This window comes from Vibrio sp. FF266 (assembly GCF_041439695.1).
In the GTDB taxonomy this organism is placed as follows: domain Bacteria; phylum Pseudomonadota; class Gammaproteobacteria; order Enterobacterales; family Vibrionaceae; genus Vibrio; species Vibrio tasmaniensis_A.
This window is the reverse complement of the sequence record NZ_JBGOOO010000025.1, coordinates 32,744-50,920: the sequence shown is the minus strand read 5'-3', so window position 1 is coordinate 50,920 and position 18,177 is coordinate 32,744. Positions and strand designations below refer to the sequence as shown.

Annotated in this window: 15 protein-coding genes; 2 read left to right on the top strand and 13 right to left on the bottom strand. The window is 42.8% G+C overall.

Annotation, left to right across the window (positions count from 1 at the left end; all coding sequences use genetic code 11):
• Positions 1-3: 3 nt before the first annotated feature.
• Positions 4-294, bottom strand: a complete 291-nt coding sequence (locus ACED59_RS17130) for a hypothetical protein (RefSeq protein ID WP_017098859.1) — start codon at positions 292-294, stop codon at positions 4-6.
• Positions 295-545: 251 nt separating this feature from the next.
• On the opposite strand from ACED59_RS17130, the gene ACED59_RS17125 reads away from it, so the two are divergent.
• On the top strand, positions 546-1,403 hold the full coding sequence (locus ACED59_RS17125) for a winged helix-turn-helix domain-containing protein (RefSeq protein WP_017098860.1): 858 nt from the start codon (positions 546-548) through the stop codon (positions 1,401-1,403).
• A 518-nt stretch (positions 1,404-1,921) separates the two neighbouring features.
• Here ACED59_RS17125 and ACED59_RS17120 read toward each other — a convergent pair.
• From ACED59_RS17120 to ACED59_RS17080, 9 genes are all read right to left on the bottom strand, one after another.
• A complete protein-coding gene (locus ACED59_RS17120; RefSeq protein WP_012604296.1) occupies positions 1,922-3,805 on the bottom strand; it encodes a methyl-accepting chemotaxis protein in 1,884 nt (627 codons plus the stop codon).
• A gap of 297 nt (positions 3,806-4,102) precedes the next feature.
• Positions 4,103-5,674: a BCCT family transporter gene (locus ACED59_RS17115; protein WP_017098861.1), complete on the bottom strand. Its 1,572-nt coding sequence runs from the start codon at positions 5,672-5,674 to the stop codon at positions 4,103-4,105.
• 271 nt (positions 5,675-5,945) lie between these two features.
• On the bottom strand, positions 5,946-7,544 hold the full coding sequence (locus tag ACED59_RS17110; RefSeq protein ID WP_012604297.1) for a BCCT family transporter: 1,599 nt from the start codon (positions 7,542-7,544) through the stop codon (positions 5,946-5,948).
• A 168-nt stretch (positions 7,545-7,712) separates the two neighbouring features.
• Positions 7,713-8,351 carry a response regulator transcription factor gene (locus ACED59_RS17105; RefSeq protein WP_017098862.1) on the bottom strand — a complete coding sequence of 213 codons (639 nt, stop codon included), beginning with the start codon at positions 8,349-8,351 and terminating at the stop codon, positions 7,713-7,715.
• Positions 8,344-9,699, bottom strand: a complete 1,356-nt coding sequence (locus ACED59_RS17100) for a cache domain-containing protein (protein ID WP_017098863.1) — start codon at positions 9,697-9,699, stop codon at positions 8,344-8,346. Before ACED59_RS17100 ends, ACED59_RS17105 begins: the two co-directional genes overlap by 8 nt.
• Positions 9,700-9,803: 104 nt before the next feature.
• The gene (locus ACED59_RS17095) at positions 9,804-11,087 is read right to left on the bottom strand and encodes a TRAP transporter large permease subunit (RefSeq protein WP_009847136.1); all 1,284 of its coding nucleotides are present in this window, start codon (positions 11,085-11,087) and stop codon (positions 9,804-9,806) included.
• Positions 11,088-11,096: 9 nt separating this feature from the next.
• Complete coding sequence (locus ACED59_RS17090; RefSeq protein ID WP_049779139.1) at positions 11,097-11,669, bottom strand: TRAP transporter small permease subunit; 573 nt, start codon at positions 11,667-11,669, stop codon at positions 11,097-11,099.
• A gap of 198 nt (positions 11,670-11,867) precedes the next feature.
• On the bottom strand, positions 11,868-12,962 hold the full coding sequence (locus ACED59_RS17085; RefSeq protein WP_017060957.1) for a TRAP transporter substrate-binding protein: 1,095 nt from the start codon (positions 12,960-12,962) through the stop codon (positions 11,868-11,870).
• A gap of 611 nt (positions 12,963-13,573) precedes the next feature.
• Entirely contained in the window at positions 13,574-13,966 is a 393-nt protein-coding gene (locus ACED59_RS17080) for a hypothetical protein (protein WP_004733388.1), read from the bottom strand.
• Positions 13,967-14,186: 220 nt separating this feature from the next.
• Between ACED59_RS17080 and ACED59_RS17075 the strand changes: the two genes are divergently transcribed.
• Positions 14,187-14,987, top strand: a complete 801-nt coding sequence (locus ACED59_RS17075) for a DUF2982 domain-containing protein (RefSeq protein ID WP_017098209.1) — start codon at positions 14,187-14,189, stop codon at positions 14,985-14,987.
• 107 nt (positions 14,988-15,094) lie between these two features.
• Here ACED59_RS17075 and ACED59_RS17070 read toward each other — a convergent pair whose 3' ends face one another.
• The 3 genes from ACED59_RS17070 to ACED59_RS17060 form a co-directional block, all read right to left on the bottom strand.
• Positions 15,095-15,748 (bottom strand): MBL fold metallo-hydrolase, encoded by a 654-nt coding sequence (locus ACED59_RS17070; RefSeq protein ID WP_029223976.1) that lies wholly within the window; start codon positions 15,746-15,748, stop codon positions 15,095-15,097.
• A 99-nt stretch (positions 15,749-15,847) separates the two neighbouring features.
• Positions 15,848-16,396: a YcbK family protein gene (locus tag ACED59_RS17065; RefSeq protein WP_009848830.1), complete on the bottom strand. Its 549-nt coding sequence runs from the start codon at positions 16,394-16,396 to the stop codon at positions 15,848-15,850.
• A 175-nt stretch (positions 16,397-16,571) separates the two neighbouring features.
• Entirely contained in the window at positions 16,572-18,110 is a 1,539-nt protein-coding gene (locus ACED59_RS17060) for a murein L,D-transpeptidase (RefSeq protein WP_029223975.1), read from the bottom strand.
• Positions 18,111-18,177: the final 67 nt, after the last annotated feature.

Sequence of the window (18,177 nt, the reverse complement as noted above, 5' to 3'; positions counted from 1 at the left end):
ACCTCAGTTAAATTGACTGTTATTGCACACCGATTTTAACGAATTCAATAATATTATTTCCGCCTCTTCTAACTCCATATTTTGAGCAAAAGCAACTTCAACCGTTACTAACTCTTTGATATGGTCTAACAAGGTTTGTCGATCATCGTCAGAGATGACTTTACTCCTCAGGCTACATAAACGAATAAGTAGACTTATAGCATCCAGTCCTTTTGATTCGACGCAAGCAAGTTGTTTGTACTCTTCAATACCATCTAAGGCACTTGCTACACACTCTTTAGAAAAAATTTTCATTCTCATCTCCGACGCAAATTAAGCTATTAGTTATCCCTATTAATTGACGTGCTATCCATGATAAATCCTACACTACATAAACAACGCTGAAATCACATCACCACGCGCTCACCAAAAAAACACAAAAAAAACACAACACACATTTTTCAAATTAACCCAATTTTCGGTAGCCAAAACCACGAAAAAAAATAGAATCGAAGCAAATGGGTTAAAGCAATAAAAGCGATTATAATTAACTTTTGAGACATAAAATGAATAATGATAATTCACTAGTAATTAATGACGAGCTACATATCAACTTAAGTGATCGTTCGATCATGAACATAGGAAATAAAACCTTAATCAAACTAAGGCCAAAGCCATTTCGAGTTTTACTCTATCTATACACTCATCGAGGCCGCTGCGTTAGCAAGGACGAGCTTTTTTCCGAATGTTGGAATGGCGCAGTTGTATCCGATCAATCACTCACTAATACAATTAGCACATTAAGAAAGGCACTCAATACCGTTGAAGTAAACAATATTAAGCTAACAACAGTCAGTAAAGCAGGGTACTTACTAGAAAATACAAGTAAATATGAACAGGTTGATATACAGATTGCACACGAAGCCGAGACTGAGGACTTTGTAGAAACTAAAATAAGAAAGCTTCACCTATCTAAAGAGGCAGATAAGAGTAACGATATATTATTATACTCAAACTATGATAAATTTTCATACCTTAAGAAGTTAGTAATGCTAATACTGGCTCTTACATCTATTTCATTAATTATAGGTTACTACAACACTAATATCATTGAAAATAACATGAACCAGAATTTAGTCTCTACAGAATACATTTCATATAACCTTGTCGATTATACAGGAACATTAGATCTTAAGAACATGGAAGAACAAGTAAGATCAAAAAACTATAAAGATTGTAAAGCTAAACACATCGATATTACGGTAAAAAATAATAACAACGATTTCTATGCAACAGATTTTTCCATCACATACAAAAACAGGTCTCATAATTACTTGCAATTATATAAAATAAAAAAAGACACTCCCGAAATTCGTATAGTACAGCTATCGAGAATACTTAGCTTGTGTAAGCTTTCGTTTTAAACATTCGGGAATTTATAATTAACTCGTTGATAAAAATCACTACAATTACATTGGTGTTATTGTAATAATATATAATTCAACAAAACCTTTAAAATTAACTAGCGCTGACCGACTAGACACAACGATAAATTAATTAAAGAGACTAAACACTTATTTGGTTATAAGTCCGGCACGCAAATCAGCGAACCCGGCTTACTTGCTCGTAGTACTTTCGTTGTTGCAAATACAATAAAATCGCCCATACTCAAATAGTGTCATAGCCAGCTCTGTTCCTAGAGCCAAACAAAGCTTTTGAAGTTGCGGAACAGTACGCCTGAATATAGTCCTCCAATGAGCGAGCCCACTTAAATCCTAACTTCTTGAAAATATCTTCTGATACAAATATATTAGGCCAACTATCTATCACATTGGTAGAAATGGGTACAAAAAAACCGGATATGATATATCATATCCGGCTTCTAAATAACGTGTAGCGTATTCACTACTGTACGTTTATTAGTTCTGCTTTATCAATTGGCTTAAAGCTTAAAACGGCTGATTTCATTTTCTAGTTCATTAGACAGTTCAGAAAGCTGAGCAGCTTGTTCTGCAGCTTGGTGCGCTTCACCTGCTAGCTCGTTAGATACGTCACGGATTCCTTCAGTGTTACGAGTAATCTCAGACGTTACTGACGCTTGCTCTTCTGCAGCAGAAGCGATTTGAGTCGCCATATCACTGATACGTTCAACAGCAGCATGAATTTGCGTTAAGCTAGCGGCCGCTGAGTTTGAGTCATCAACACTGGTTTCAGCAAGCGTTCGGCTATCGTTCATGATACTTACCGCTTTGCCCGTTGTACCTTGCAGTAATTCAATCGTTTGTTGAATTTCTTGAGTTGAACCGTGTGTACGTTGGCTCAAAACTCTCACTTCATCAGCAACAACCGCAAAACCGCGACCTTGTTCGCCAGCACGGGCAGCTTCAATCGCCGCGTTAAGTGCAAGTAAGTTAGTTTGTTCAGCAATGCCTTGAATGTTAGACAAGATAGCGTTGATGCTATTGCCGTGCTCTTCTAGCTCAAGAATCACGTTCGTTGCAACTTGAACTTCTTGTGCAAGGTTTTGGATTGAGCTTTGAGTCTGTGTAACTTGACCCGTACCGTGCTCACACGCGCCAACGGCCTCAGATGAATTCTGTGCAGTTTGATCAGCGTTACCCGCAATCTCTTGTGTTGCTGCAGCCATTTCGTTCACGGCTGTTGCTACCATATTGATTTCGTCTTGTTGCATCTGAATGCGAGCACTACGCTCTTCAGCTTGAGAAGCTGTTTGACGTGCTTGGTTACCCAATGCAGCAGACACTTCACTTAGCTTGAGTACCATGGTGTGCATGTTGCCCACAAAATGATTGAAATTTGCCGCAAGTTTACCAATTTCGTCATCACTTTTAAGCTCAAGACGTTGAGTCAAGTCGCCCTCGCCTGAAGCAATTTCTTCAAGTGCCGCTGAAACGCGGTTTAAGTCGCGGAATAGGAAACTAACCAACATAGAAACCAACACGATAACGATCAGAGTAATTACAACCGCTGTAGTAATGAGTTGCGTAAGAAGTATTGAGTGATTCGCTTCTTCTGTTGCTTTGTCCATCTGAACTGCAAAAATCCAGTTCGTATTAGGCACATTAGTGAAGTAAAGAAGCTTCTCAGCACCGCGCTCTTTGATGATCTCGATGCTACCCGTACGCACTGCGTTTTCGATGATAGGCATAGAAATGTCGTTTGAAAGCTGGCTTACAGGCTTAAGGCTCAGTGCTGAGTCTGGGTGTGCTAGGAATGTGCCGTCAGAGGCATCAATGAGCATTGCGTAAGCGTTGTCACCAACATCTAAGCTGATAACATCGTTGACTAGTTGATCAATAAGTACATCCGCACCAACAACACCAACAAGCTTACCGTTATGACGAACAGGTTCAGCAATCGTAACTAGAAGCGCTTGGGTAATCGCATCTTGATAAGCGGTTGTAATAATTTGCTTACCGGCTGCGTTTGCTTCCTGGTACCAAGGGCGTTGACGAGGGTCGTAATCTGCACGATTACGTTCAGGATGTGAACGGTACATTCCGCCTTCTGGAGTACCTAAAAAGATATCGTCAAAGCCACCCGCTACACGAGCTTGCTTAAGGAAAGGAACAACATCATCCTCTCGTGAAAAGTCATTAAACGCTGATGCGATATCCGTGCGAATATCAATCCAGTTTTTAATACCTTCAGATGCTGCTTCAGATACGCTTTCAGCTCGTTGGTATACGCCATTACGAGTCTCTTCAAATAATTGGTTTGCTGATAACCAAGTCAAGGCTGTTGCCATGACGATAACAGCAGATAGGCTAGCACCTATCAACTTCTGCTTAAGTGTTAATTTCATTAGTAAGTTTCACGAGTGGTGGAAAATCTAGCGAATACTACCCAATTTAAGTAAACGATTCGAGCTATTTCACAGTTTCACATCACATTATATTTGCAATAAAACCAAAAACTTATCTTTCGCCAATTACTTGGCTTTTCGCCAAATTCAAGGCGCCATTTCAACGACAATTTAGACGACATATACGGTTCATCAGGCTGTAAAACGGATACAAAAAAGGCAGGAGAGTTTCCTCTTCTGCCTTTTGTTTTACTTTGTATTCAACTTCAAAAAATGAAAAATCGAATAGTAGGTAGTCTATCTTTTCTCTGTTCGCATACCCATTAGCAAGCTCACACACATCAACAATAGAATGATCGTGAATGGCAATGCGGTTGAGATTGCACCCGCTTGCAGAGCTTGAACGGCTTCAGTACCGCCAACCCACAATAGAGCTACTGCAATCGCACCTTCAAGGAACGCCCAGAACACACGTTGAGGCACAGGCGTATCAACTTTACCACCAGCAGTAATGCTGTCGATAACTAAAGAGCCCGAGTCAGACGATGTAATAAAGAATACGAGAACCAATACAACCGCAATGATTGAAAGCAGAGTACCAAACGGCAATACATCAAACATTTGGAACATTGCCAGTGATACATCAGTTAAGCCATTTTGACCTAGGGTACCAACCTTATTCACGATTTGATCAATTGCCATACCACCGAACACTGACATCCAAATGATAGTCACTGTCGTTGGAACAATCAGTACCGCTGTAATGAACTCACGAACAGTACGACCTTTAGAAACACGCGCGATAAACATACCGACAAATGGAGACCATGAGATCCACCAGGCCCAGTAGAATACAGTCCAACCATGTAACCAAGCTTCATCTTCACGACCGTGAGGGTTACTCAATGGAATGATGTTCTCGATGTATGCCATCAATGTTGTAGGGATTGAACCTAGAGTCACTGCGTAGCCGATTAGAGCTACTAGGATAAGCAGTAGGAAAGCAACCAACATGTTGATGTTACTGATAACTTTAACGCCACCATCAATACCACGAAGTACGGATACGACCGCTAGCAAAGTTACTACGGTAATAACAATGACTTGTAACCCTAAGCCTGCCTCAATGCCGAATACATGCTGAATACCACTTGCCGCTTGTTGCGCACCAAGGCCAAGCGATGTCGCCAAACCAAACAGGGTTGCAAGTACAGCAAGAATATCAACGATGTGACCAGCCCAGCCCCACGCTCTATCACCTAAAATTGGGTAGAAGATAGAACGAATTGAAAGCGGTAATCCCTTGTTGTAAGAGAAGAAAGCCAGTGAAAGCGCCACAACACCATAAATAGCCCAAGGGTGAAGCCCCCAGTGATACATGGTTGCACCGAGTGCTAGTTTTACAGCTTCTGGTGTATTTGCCTCTACGCCAAGTGGCGTTTCATACCAACCTGTGTAGTAAGCCGCAGGTTCTGCGACACTCCAGAACATCAAGCCAATACCCATACCTGCAGCAAACAGCATCGATAACCAAGACATGAATGAGTAATCTGCCGTTGCATCAACACCACCAAGGCGGATTTTACCAAACGGAGAAACAATCAAGCCTAAGCAAAAAATAACGAAAATATTGCCGGACCAAATGAACAACCAATCAAATGAATTGATAATTTGCCATTTAACACCATCCAATGCTGACTTTGCTGAAGCGGTATCTGTAAGCAGCACACCGATCAAGAACAAAGTGATGAGTCCCGCACTGATACCAAACACTGGGTTATGAACGTCAAAACCCCATTTTTGGACGTTATCTTGACCAACAGTGTAATCCGTACTGTCGATACTGTATTTATCTATACCTTTAGTCATTATTCCTCTCTACGGAATACTTATAAGGTCTGTTGACCTCATATCCCTTACTTTCCTGTGACTGAATCACAAACTCGAACATACGATCCAAGTAGTTCAAGCTGTTGTCACGATAATTCAAATACTTGGATGTCTGAAGTTTAGCAGGTTAACTTATTGTTTTCAGTAAACTAGAATCAGTTCGATGGATTTTCAAACAAAATATAGGTAATCACTTATATTTGCGGCGAAAAAAAGGCCGACTAAGTCGGCCTCTATTTGAAAAATACTTTTAGCTCAAAGCACTTTGCTGCTTAACCAATTGATTCTCTGTACGTAAACCAAGAAACAAACTTAGGCACATAAGCAATAATATGAAGGCAAATGGTAGTGCCATTGAGACTGTTCCAGCTTGTAATGCCTGAATAGATTCAGTACCACCAACCCACAGTAGAACCGCCGCAATCGCACCGCCCATCAATGCCCAAAATACACGCTGTGGAACAGGTGCATCGACTTTACCGCCAGAAGTAATGCTATCAATAACCAATGAACCTGAGTCTGATGAGGTGATGAAGAACACCATAATCAAACCAATCGATACCACTGAAAGCACTGAGCTCATTGGCAGCGCATCATAAGTGTGGAATAGAGAAAGTGTAATATCTTGCAGACCATTTATACCAATCTCACCCACTTTATTCGCCACCTGGTCAATCGCAATACCACCGAAAATAGCCATCCAAATGATAATGACAGACGTCGGGATAAATAAGACTGCAACGATGAATTCACGAATTGTACGACCTTTAGAGATACGAGCGATGAACATGCCTACGAATGGTGACCATGAAATCCACCAAGCCCAGTAAAATACCGTCCAACCTTGCATCCATGTTTCATCATCACGACCATGAGGGTTGCTAAGAGGAATAAAGTTCTCAATGTAGCCCATTAGCGCGGTTGGTATCGCCTTAATACCCGCCATGCCACCCGCGATAGTTACGAAGATCAGCAAGCCTAATGCAACAACCATGTTGACGTTGCTTAGAACCTTAACACCACCGTTAATACCGCGAATCACCGACATTGTTGCCAACAGTGTTACCACTGCAATAACAATAAGCTGCATACCAATACCGCCATCGGTACCAAATACATGGTTAATACCGCTTGCGGCTTGCTGTGCACCTAGGCCAAGTGATGTTGCAAGGCCAAACAATGTTGCAAGTACTGCGACAATGTCAACGATATGACCAAACCACCCCCAAGTTCTGTCACCGAGTAGCGGGTAAAAGATTGAGCGAATAGAAAGCGGTAAGCCTTTATTGAAAGTAAAGAAGGCAAGAGACAAAGCAACAACGGCGTAGATTGCCCAACCGTGCAAGCCCCAGTTGTAGATGGTTGCACCGAGTGCCAACTTAGCCGCTTCAGGAGAATACGCTTCAACACCGAGCGGTGTTTCATACCAACCGGTAAAGTAAGCTACTGGCTCTGCCACACCCCAGAACATCAAACCAATACCCATTCCCGCGGCGAATAACATCGACATCCAAGATAGGTTAGAGTGCTCTGCTTTAGCATCATCGCCACCTATACGTATCTTTCCGTACGGGGAGATAATGAGGACAAAACAGAAAAATACGAAAAGGTTCGCAGCCCACATAAAGAAACCATCGAAGTTACCGATGACTTTCCACTTAACGCCATCAAGTGCCGCTTTAGCTGTTTCAGGTTCTGCAACCAAAAGCGCAATCAGGAAAGCAATTATCGCCCCAGCACTGATTCCAAATACAGGGTTATGAACATCAAAACCCCATTTCTGAACATTATCTTGTCCTACGGTATAATCAGTATTATCAATACTATACCTATCCTTTACAGGCTCCATGCATCCTCTCTAATTAGTAGCGCACAATTTGCAACATTGCATTTGGCACTTAAATTTCGAAAGGAAGAATAACAACTCGTCGCAAAAATACTAAAAAACCATCAAAAAACGGGTGTAAACGGCACATTTGGTAATTAAATTACACATTCACTGTAATTTAGCGTAACATCACTCAACAAGCCCAGAGCTAACAGCATACTTGGCAAGCTCTGCCGTAGAGTGAATGTCGAGCTTATGCTTGATATTTTGTCTATGGGTTTCAACCGTTCGGTAACTGATATTTAATCCCTTCGCGATCTCTTTACTGCTCTCCCCTTTAGCCACTAATTTCAACACAGCTTCCTCACGCCTACTCAATGGGTTCTTCACAGATTGTGTGGGAGTAATAGGCTGAGTAAACAAGTTCTGAGTCACTTTTTCACAGAAATAGGTTGAGCCTTGATTGACCGTCTTGATTGCCTGCACCATTTTTTCAGCCGAAATTTCTTTCAACATATAGCCGACAGCACCCGATTGCATCACCTTCATGATGTATTCACGGTTGTTATGCATGGTCAGCATCAGCACCTTAGCTTGAGGATCTTCCTCTTTAATCAGGTGAGTGGCATCAATACCATTCATGATAGGCATGCTGATATCCATCAACACTACATCAGGGCGCTGGTCTTTAACCATTTCAACGGCTTCTAATCCATTGCTGGCTGTACCTATCACGCTAATATCAGGCTCGAGTTCTAATCTCGCCATAAAGCCATCCAGTACCACTTGGTGATCATCTGCAATCACAACTCGAATAACTTCACTCATTCACTAATCCCTCTAGTGTCAGTAACACTGTAATTTCCGTTCCAAAGCCAACCTCACTCATCAATTCAAAGTCACCACCGATGAACTCCACCCGTTCTCTCATGTTACGTAACCCAATACCTCGCTTTTCCATTGCTTTATAGGTATTAAAACCAACCCCATTATCTTGGATGAGCAACTGCAACACATTGCCAATTTGCTGTGCGATAACCGTTACTTTGGTCGCTTGTGCGTGTTTCTCTATATTATTCAGTGACTCTTGCACCACTCGATATAAAGTCGTCGCAGCTTCTGATTTCAACTTTCCCGGCTGCGTATTAAACAAGGTTTCCACTTCAATGCTCGAGTGTGCCTGAAAGTCTAATAACAGCGAAGACAACGCCGCTTCTAAGCCGATATCGTCCAATGAACTTGGTCGAAGTTGATGCGAAATATGCCTCACCTCTTCGATTGCCCGCATCAGTGAATGCTGAGACTTATTCAAATGCGCTTTAAGGTCTTCGCTTTGTAGCTTATTACCGAGCAGTTCTAAGTGACAGCGACTCGACACTAATAATTGGTTAATACCATCATGCAACTCACGCGCTAGATGCTTCTTTTCGTCCTCTTGAAACATCACCGTCTTATGCGCCAGTTCCTTCAAGTTGTTATCCGCTATCCGATGTTCATGCATGTTAATAGCCAAGGTCAGTACAATGATGACCGCGACCGTCACACTCAGAATCACCACAATCGAAAAGAACGTGGTTTCAATATTCTTGTTAATTGCGGCCTGCATCGAGGCCACTTCTTGATGCACGTCTTCAATATACAAACCCGTGCCAATCATCCAATCCCAACGTTCTAACCAAGCCGCATAGCTCAGCTTAGAGACCACTTCGCCGGTTGAAGGCTTTTGCCACAGGTATTGGTGAAATCCTCCGCCTGTTTGTGCTTCTCTTAACAAGGCTTCTATCAGAAAGTCGCCATCTTCATCTTGCAGTTGAAGTAAGTTTTGCCCTATCAACTCTGGCTGGATTGGATGAACCAAATTGGTTCCGTGGCGATCATACGCAAAGAAGTAACCGTCAGAGCCATACCTTAGTTTAGACAATATGGTTCGAACTTCTCTTTTGGCTTGTGCTTCTTGGATATCGGGATCGTTGTAGATATGTTCGATGGCATCAAATGCGAGATCAACAGTGTCTTTGAGGGCGTTTTCACGCGACTTTATTAAGCTGTCTCGGAAGATTTCGACCTCTTTCTCACCCAACGTCTTAGTTTGGTGTAACGAGATCCAACTAATGCTCGCCGTTACAATCAGCAACGGGAGTAGCGTCAGCAAAATCAGCTTAACTTTTAGAGGCATTCCTTTTCCTCACAAAAAACGGCTTATTGAACATCAATAAGCCGTTTTACTTTATCAATTTATGGATAGCCGTTGAAACATATCATTCACATTCTAGGCTTCACTCACATTCCATAGAAAGATGGGAAAGCGAGAAGTGATCCAAGTACGAGGATTTGAATCAAAATGAAAGGCATCACGCCTCGGTAGATATCCTTGGTAGTCACACCTTTTGGTGCCACCCCTTTTAGATAGAACAAACTGAAGCCAAACGGTGGCGTCAAGAATGAGGTTTGAAGGTTCATCGCGATAAGGATTGCGAACCAAGTCATGTTGATTCCCATCAGTTCAGCAACAGGCGCAATAATCGGCACAATGATGAAACAGATTTCTACGAAGTCGATGAAGAAACCCAGAATCAAAATCACCAACATGGTAATGATCAAGAAACCCCACTTCTCACCTGGCAGTTGTAGCATCCACTCTTCAACTAGATAATCACCACCAGTGTAGGTAAACGCCATTGAGAATGCCGTTGCACCCAACAAAATAGCAAATACCATTGCCGTTACTTTCACCGTCTCTTTAGAGGCGTCATACACCATCGACCAACTAAACTGACCGTAGAGCAAAGCGAGTACCATCGCACCCGCACCACCCAGAGCAGCAGACTCTGTCGGCGTAGCAACACCCGCAAAGATAGAGCCCAATACGACAATAATCAGCGCGAGTGGCGGTATGATTGCTTTCAATGCGTTGATGACTTCTTGTTTACGGCTGATGGAATCATCACGCTCAATTGGTTGAGCGGCTTCAGGGTTAAGCTTCGCGTATATTAAGATATAAACGATATAAGCCCCCACTAACATCACGCCCGGCCAAATCGCGGCTTGGAACAAGTCACCTACCGGAACACCCAATACGTCCCCCAATAGAATCAAGACGATGGATGGCGGAATGATTTGCCCTAACGTACCAGACGCACAGATGGTGCCGCAGGCTAAGCCTTTGTCGTAGTTGTACTTGAGCATGACGGGCAACGAGATAAGCCCCATTGCCACTACTGAAGCACCCACTACCCCTGTTGATGCGGCAAGTAGTGAGCCCACCAGCACGGTCGAGATAGCAATACCACCTCGAACACCACCAAACAGTCGTCCCATAGACTCAAGTAACTGCTCAGCAAGCTTAGTCTTTTGTAGAACAAGTCCCATGAAAACAAACAATGGAACGGCCATCAGCACCGTATTTTCCATGATTGATTGAATTCGATATGGCATGAAGGCAAACATTTCGATGCCTTCCGCCCAAACACCAAAGATTAGCGCGATACCACCAAAGGTAAACGCCACCGGGAAGCCTAGTAAAAGTGCAAACAAGGCTACGAAAAACATTACTATTCCAATCATGTTCAGCCTCTACTTATTCTTTGTATGAATATTGTTTGCATGCGTGTTATTTGCATGGATGAGATGGGGATTAAAAATTTTGTTCAACGAGTGCAGGATCAAACCGACTCCGCTGAGTGCCATCAAGAAAAATGACAGTGGAATCATGGCTTTGATGATCCATCGATATGGCAGGCCACCCGGGTCACCTGAGGTTTCGCCGAGGTTATAACTCTCTTTGGCAACATCAATACCAAACCAAGCAACCAGCAAACAGAAAGGCATCAGAAAGATCAGTGTGCCTAGCAGGTCAATAATGGCTTGCGCTTTAAAGCTCAATTGTTCGTAGAACACGTCTACTCGAACATGACCACCTGCCTTGATGGCATAAGGAACACCTAATAGAAAAACGGCGGAGAAAAGGTGCCATTCCATCTCTTGGAAAGCGATTGAGACATCATTGAAGGCATATCTCATGACAACGTCATACACAACGTTAGCGATAAGTAGAATGAACAACATACTGGAAAGCCATCCCAGTGCATCACCGATACGATTAAACAGGCGTTCAATATAAATTAGACTTCGCATTCCCGACTCCATGGAATTTGAAAAGACATCGCGCAGCACAACTAACCCAAACTAAAAACGATTCAGTTTATAGCTAGCAATAGGCACGACGTAGAAAGGGTTCTTGGGCATTTAATTATTATGGTTAAAATGAACCCGCCGCTTAGTCACTCTTAGTTACCTAACAAGAATAGCTTTGGGTTCATTTAGCTTCAGTTCAAAAACTGTCGATTATTTCGCTTGGCTATTTAAATAAGCTCTGTGTGAAATATCCGTCCATGAACGTACTTGCTCTAGGTAGCTTGCTTGTGAAGCTTGAATCTCTTTCGCCAGCTCATCTTTCTCAGCATGTGCAGCAAGTAGGCGATCGTTCGCTTCTTTCAGCGCCGACATTACTTCTGGCGGGAAATCTTTAACTTGTACGTCTGGGTATTCTGTTTTCATTGAAACCCAGTTCTTGCCACTTTCGTGCGTTGCTTGTGTGTACATGTCGTAAGCCGCCGTACGCATTGCAACACGCAAGATTTCTTGTAGGTCTTCAGGAAGCTTGTTCCATGTACGCTTGTTCACTAGGAATTGAAGCTCTGAACCCGGCTCATGCCAACCGGTGTAGTAGTAAGGCGCGATTTTGTGGAAACCCATACGCAAATCAAGAGATGGACCTACCCACTCTAGTGCATCGATTGTGCGACGCTCTAGAGATGTGTAAAGCTCACCTGGGGCAATATTGGTAGGTTTAGCGCCTAGCTCCGCTAGAATCTCACCAGCAAAGCCAGGAATACGCATTTTCAGACCTTGTAGGTCTTCCACACTGTTGATCTCTTTTTGAAACCAACCGCCCATCTGGATATCCGTATTACCACCTGGGAACGACATCAAATTATGTGGAGAGTAAACCTGCTCCATCAACTCCATACCACCACCGTGATAGAACCACGCATATTGTTCAGCTGGCGTCATACCGAAAGGCATAGAAGTGAAGTAAAGCGTGTTTGGAACTTTACCTTTCCAGTAGTAAGAGCCTGAGTGCCCCATGTCGTATTGACCAGACTTAACCATGTCAAAAACGCCAAGCGGTGCTTTGTGTTTGTTCGCAGAATCGATTCTGATTTGCAGTCGACCGTTCGACATTTTCTCAGCCATCGCAGCCATGTTCTTCGTCGCGTCACCGAATACAGGGAAGTTTGGTCCCCATGTTTCAGCAAGCTTCAAGCGATAAACCTTATCAGCAGCAGTTGCACCAGTAGCGACCAAAGCTAAACAAGCCGCTGCAGTAACTGCAACGTTTTTAAAAACTCGTGTGAGGGAGTTAGAAATGAGACTCATATTCACGTCCTTTGTTGGGTTAACACTCTTTCTATGAGCATTTTTTATGATTCAACATAAGAGTGCACCGTGATGTAGCAACAAGATATCAGGGAGAGCACGCACGACGGACTCACATAAACTGCGTATTAGACCAAAGGATTACGTAGAACTACGTAGGAGATAATTTAGCGATGTCGATTTTAAAGGCTCTGGGAGATTCGTTAGGGTAATTAGTATTGATAAATACCTAAGTAGTTATAGTGAAACTGCATTAACAATTGATTTCCATTTCGTGAGGAAGCTCTATTCTCGTCACACATCGAATACGCACTTAAATGCATTTATCCATATAAATCAAAGTTTCAGAGAATTAGAGGTCCTACTTTGGTGCCTACTGATTCGAAACATGGGACACGCGAAAGACAGGTGAATAACGGAAGAGGTCAGCCGATTGGAAGTAATTCTTCTGGGGCTAGGTTCGAATATGAGTATGGGGTCGAGTTTAGGATTTAGGATTTAGGATTTAGGATTTAGGATTTAGGATTTAGATTAACATGATCCGCCAGATACAAAAAAGCCTCGAAAATCGAGGCTTAAAAACTTAACGAAGCGAATGTAATCCCACAGGATTAGATAGCTTTGTAGATAACCTTGTTACCTGCAAGTTGCTCTTTCGCTACTAGGTTTTCTTCAAGAAGTTTTTTCAATGCGCCTGTTGCCCATGAAGCTGCTTTCGCGTCTTCTTGACCAGCTGCTAGGCCGATACCTTTAGGGTTAATGCCTTCAGCATTGCTAACAACGATGTCTAGAACTTGTTGTTGCTTAGGAGTCAGTGCTACTGCAACTTCTTTAGTTGCTGCTACTGCTTTCTCTACCGCTGGTTTTGCTGCTACAGTTTTTTCTGCTACAACTTTCTCTGCGACAGGCTTCGCTTTTTTCGGCGTTGCCACTGCTTTAACTACAGCCGCTTTAGTGCGTTTCTGCAGTTTAGCCTGCACCTTACGCTTATGAGCAAGTCTCATTGAATATTTCTCCAGTTCACTGCTCTTTTCGCAGTGGTGAAAATTTGAAGCGCGATTTATACCAAAAAACCGGAGCTATTTGTAGAGTGAAGCGTCGAAAGTCGACGAAAAATACCGATATTGTCTACTAGCGTCTATTATTTAATCATCGACTTATCAATTCAGGGTCATATACACTGGTTATCCATCCAGACAAAAATATGAAAATTTGGTGTTGCCTATGGACACTCGTCACCTTACAAATTTCTCTTTGCCTTCATTCAAACGTTCGTATCGTATTCTCGCCATCATTTTAGGCTTCGTTTGCTTGATCGTTGCGCTCTACAGTGACAACCCAAAGTTACTGATCGTGGGTGCTTTTTGCATTATTGCCCTACTAGGAACTGGCTATTATTTAATGTTGCGCAGCAGAGTGATCTTCACCCTCACACCGACTCATTTTCAGCAGCATTTTTATAAAGGCGGGTGGGTTTTAAAATGGAATAACATCCAAAAGATTGGGCTTTGTACCTATGAGCAAGATGGATGGCACCAACCTCTTCCTTGGATTGGTATCAAGGTTAAAGATTACTCGCCCTACCTCGATTCGATTTGCCCTAAAATCACTTGTGAATTACTGCTCAGCCAACGAGCACTTTTGTACTTGGGAGCGAAGCAAGCGGGTAAAGAATCGAACTTTGAAGATATGGTTTTAGACTCATCGCACTACCACACTCGTTGTACCGAAAACGGGTGTGTGGAATTAAGCCAATATAAAGAATCAAAGAATACCGACGAAGTGAGTTTCAGCACTCAACAAACGCAAATGGATGCGGATTCATCCGATAAAGCAAATAATCACAACGCGGTGATTAAAGATTATTCAGGATTACAGGCGATGCTTGCGAACAGGATGAAATATCAAAGAGGCTTCCACGGGTATGACATTTTCATATCAACACATGATCTGAATATCAGTGGGGAGGAGTTTGTTGGACTGGCTCGACGCTACTTGGCGGCAGCCGAACGTCTTTCTGATTAAAATTAAACAGGTTTAAAAGTAAAACCGCACGCAATAAAAAAGCTTAGCTTCCGTAACAAAAGCTAAGCTTCATTTTCAATCGTTCTTATATTAAATCAAAGATTTAATTAATAAATAGGCATCTCGTCGGCAACGAATGGATTTGATGCGCGCTCACGACCAAATGTAGACTCTGGACCATGGCCCGGTACAAATGTCACGTCACTGCCTAGCGGCCAAAGTTTAGTCTTGATTGAAGCAATTAGCGTGTTGAAATCGCCTTGCGGGAAATCCGTGCGACCAATAGCACCGTTAAATAAAACATCACCAACAAACGCCATACGCGCTTGCTCACTGAATAGCACGACGTGACCCGGAGTATGACCCGGCGTGTGAATCACATCGATAACTTGGTTACCAAAAGTCACTTTGTCGCCCTCTTCTAACCAAGTGTTTGGTTCAAAGGCTTTACACAGTGGGAAGCCGAACATCTGGCTTTGATTCTCTAGGCCTTGAAGCCAAAAGTTATCGGCTTTATGTGGGCCAACAATGTTCACGTTCAAGATTTCAGCAAGCGGTACTGTTCCGCCCACATGGTCTAGGTGACCGTGAGTCAATACCAAATTCACCACTTTAACACCTAACTCTTCGATGATAGCAGCCAGTTGCTGAACATCACCGCCCGGATCGACAACGATGCCTTCCATTGTCTCATCACACCACACAATTGAGCAGTTTTGAGAGAACGAGGTAACAGGGACAACTTGATACTTAAGAGACATATACAAACCTTAGAGGGCAAACTGAAATTTGGGCAAACTATGACATTGGATGTCTACTTTGACAAGTACCTAGCATTCGCTCGTAAATTCAGCTTAACGCTACCAACTGCGTGCTGGACCTGTATCAATATGGATAAAATTGCTACGTGCATAATAACCGACACCACCCGCATTCAAGCTTTTAGCAACGTCTCTTAATTCTTTTAGGTTAACGCCATCAATACGGAAATCGATCGCTTTACCTAACATGTGGTAGCTCTTCTTGGCTACGCCACTCGACTTTGAGCGCAGTGCTTCATTGGTCGCTGGAGAACGGTAACCAGAGATGATTTGAACTTCTTTTTGAATACCCAGTACATTTTGAATCTGAGTGATCTGATCAAACAGGTTCTTATCCATTGGATGAATCTCATTACGACGGAAATCACGGCACAGTTTGCTTAGACGAGCCATTTCATCACCAACATAGTTAGTACCATCGAAATAACAGGTCTCTAATCGTTCACCTGTGTGAAGATTGTTCATGCTAATCGTTCTTGGTTGATCAGGGTATGAAGCAAAAGCGATAGAAGGAGTAATTGAGGCGACAACAGCAGTACCACCAGCGTAAGTCAGAAACTGACGGCGTGAAAATAAACTTTGAGACATACAGCAAAAAAACCAATTAGATCGAACGAAAAATGCACGATACATAATGGAAATTGCTGCGTCAACGTACAAAAACCGCCCAAAAGGTTAGTTATTGATCCACATTATAATTTTATCAATAGAAGCTTGGTTGTCATTTTTTGGTCAAGATCACCCTTATTGGCTTCAATGATGGTTAACCACCCTCTTTATCATATTGGTAGATGTCACCACGATACTGTATGCCCCCTTCTTCAAACAGCACGGTTTGATAGATGATATGCACGGGGATTCGCTTCTTGAGGCGAACCTTAGTATTAGGAGCAAGATCGTTACTTTGGTTAGGTACTTTCCTTACCTTGGTGGCAAACAACAATTCAGCCAATTCCTCTGCATGTTCGACACGTATACAACCTGAACTGTAAGCACGGAAGTCATCATTAAACAGGCCTTTACTTGGCGTATCGTGCAGATAGATAGCTCGCTTGTTGGGTGTGTTGAACTTGTACAAACCTAGTGCATTACGTGAGCCTGCCTGTTGACGCATTCGATATGGGAACGAATTGAAATTGATGGTCTGCCAATCGATATCTGTGGTGTCGACGGTTTCCATGGTGCGCCAACCATCAATCACTTGGAAGTTGTGTGTCTCTAGGTAGCTTTCATCCGCTTTTACTTTAGGCAAGATGTCTTTGACCATGATTTTCCATGGCACATTCCAAGTAGGATTTAAGATAACCGAATCTAGGTTTATCTCTAAAAGCGGTGTTTTTCGCGACTTTCTGCCCACGACCACTTTGGACTCAAAGACCTCTTCACCATCTTCCCAATACTTCATATCAAAACTAGGGACATTGACGACGATGAGAGAGTCTCTGTCTCTTGGCCACAAACGAACACGTTCGGCATTGAGAGCCAGCGAAGTCAATCGTTCATCAAAGCTCATGTTGATCCATTTGATCGTATCCGGCCCGACGATCCCATCGTCTGTAAGGCCGTGCATTCGCTGAAAAGACTTAATTGCCGATTGCAGATCTTGGTCAAATACAGGGAAATCGACCGCGATCATCGAGGTATCAACACCAACCAAAGCAATGCGTTCAACAAGAATGGTTTTGTCTGAAAGCTCATCACCTAAGCGTTTCAACCCTTTCTGTCTGTATCGCTCTATATTGAGTTCAGACGCAGTTTCTAGCACGGAGTAGGTCGCCTTGAATTGGTCAAAATCCCCAACAGGCGGCGCATAGGACAATACCATTTCTAATAAGTAATCATTGGTGACACTGCTTTTCAATCTCATCAGGATATGTGGAGAAGGCGCAGGCAACTTGGAATGCAGCTTGCCCGAGAAATACCACTCTTTACCGGCAAGTGGCGCATTCTCAACGTAGCTTAGGTAATAAATAAAGGTATCGGTTAATAAGATGTCCAACTCTTGCCATTGCCCACGAGTTTGATAGTGGCGGATTTGCTTAAGTTGTCGTTCAAAAAGCGGGGCCATTTGCGATTGTTCGAGAAGTGACAACTGGAATTCAAACGCCTTAACAAGTTCAGGCGAATCCCAAAGAATAGGAAGAGATGAGTCTTGATAAATACTTTGGGTAAGCTCTGGATAAATCAGCATAAAAGAGAGCTCTGAATCAGCCGGAATAAATCGGCTCTCGTCAGAACTCGTATAGCTCCATGCATGCACAGAAACTAACACCAATAATCCACAGAAGTATTTTGCTAACATGCTTAACCCCATCACCAATCATCTCATAAGTATGGCAAAGAAATAGGAGTAAGCATGTTATTTTTTA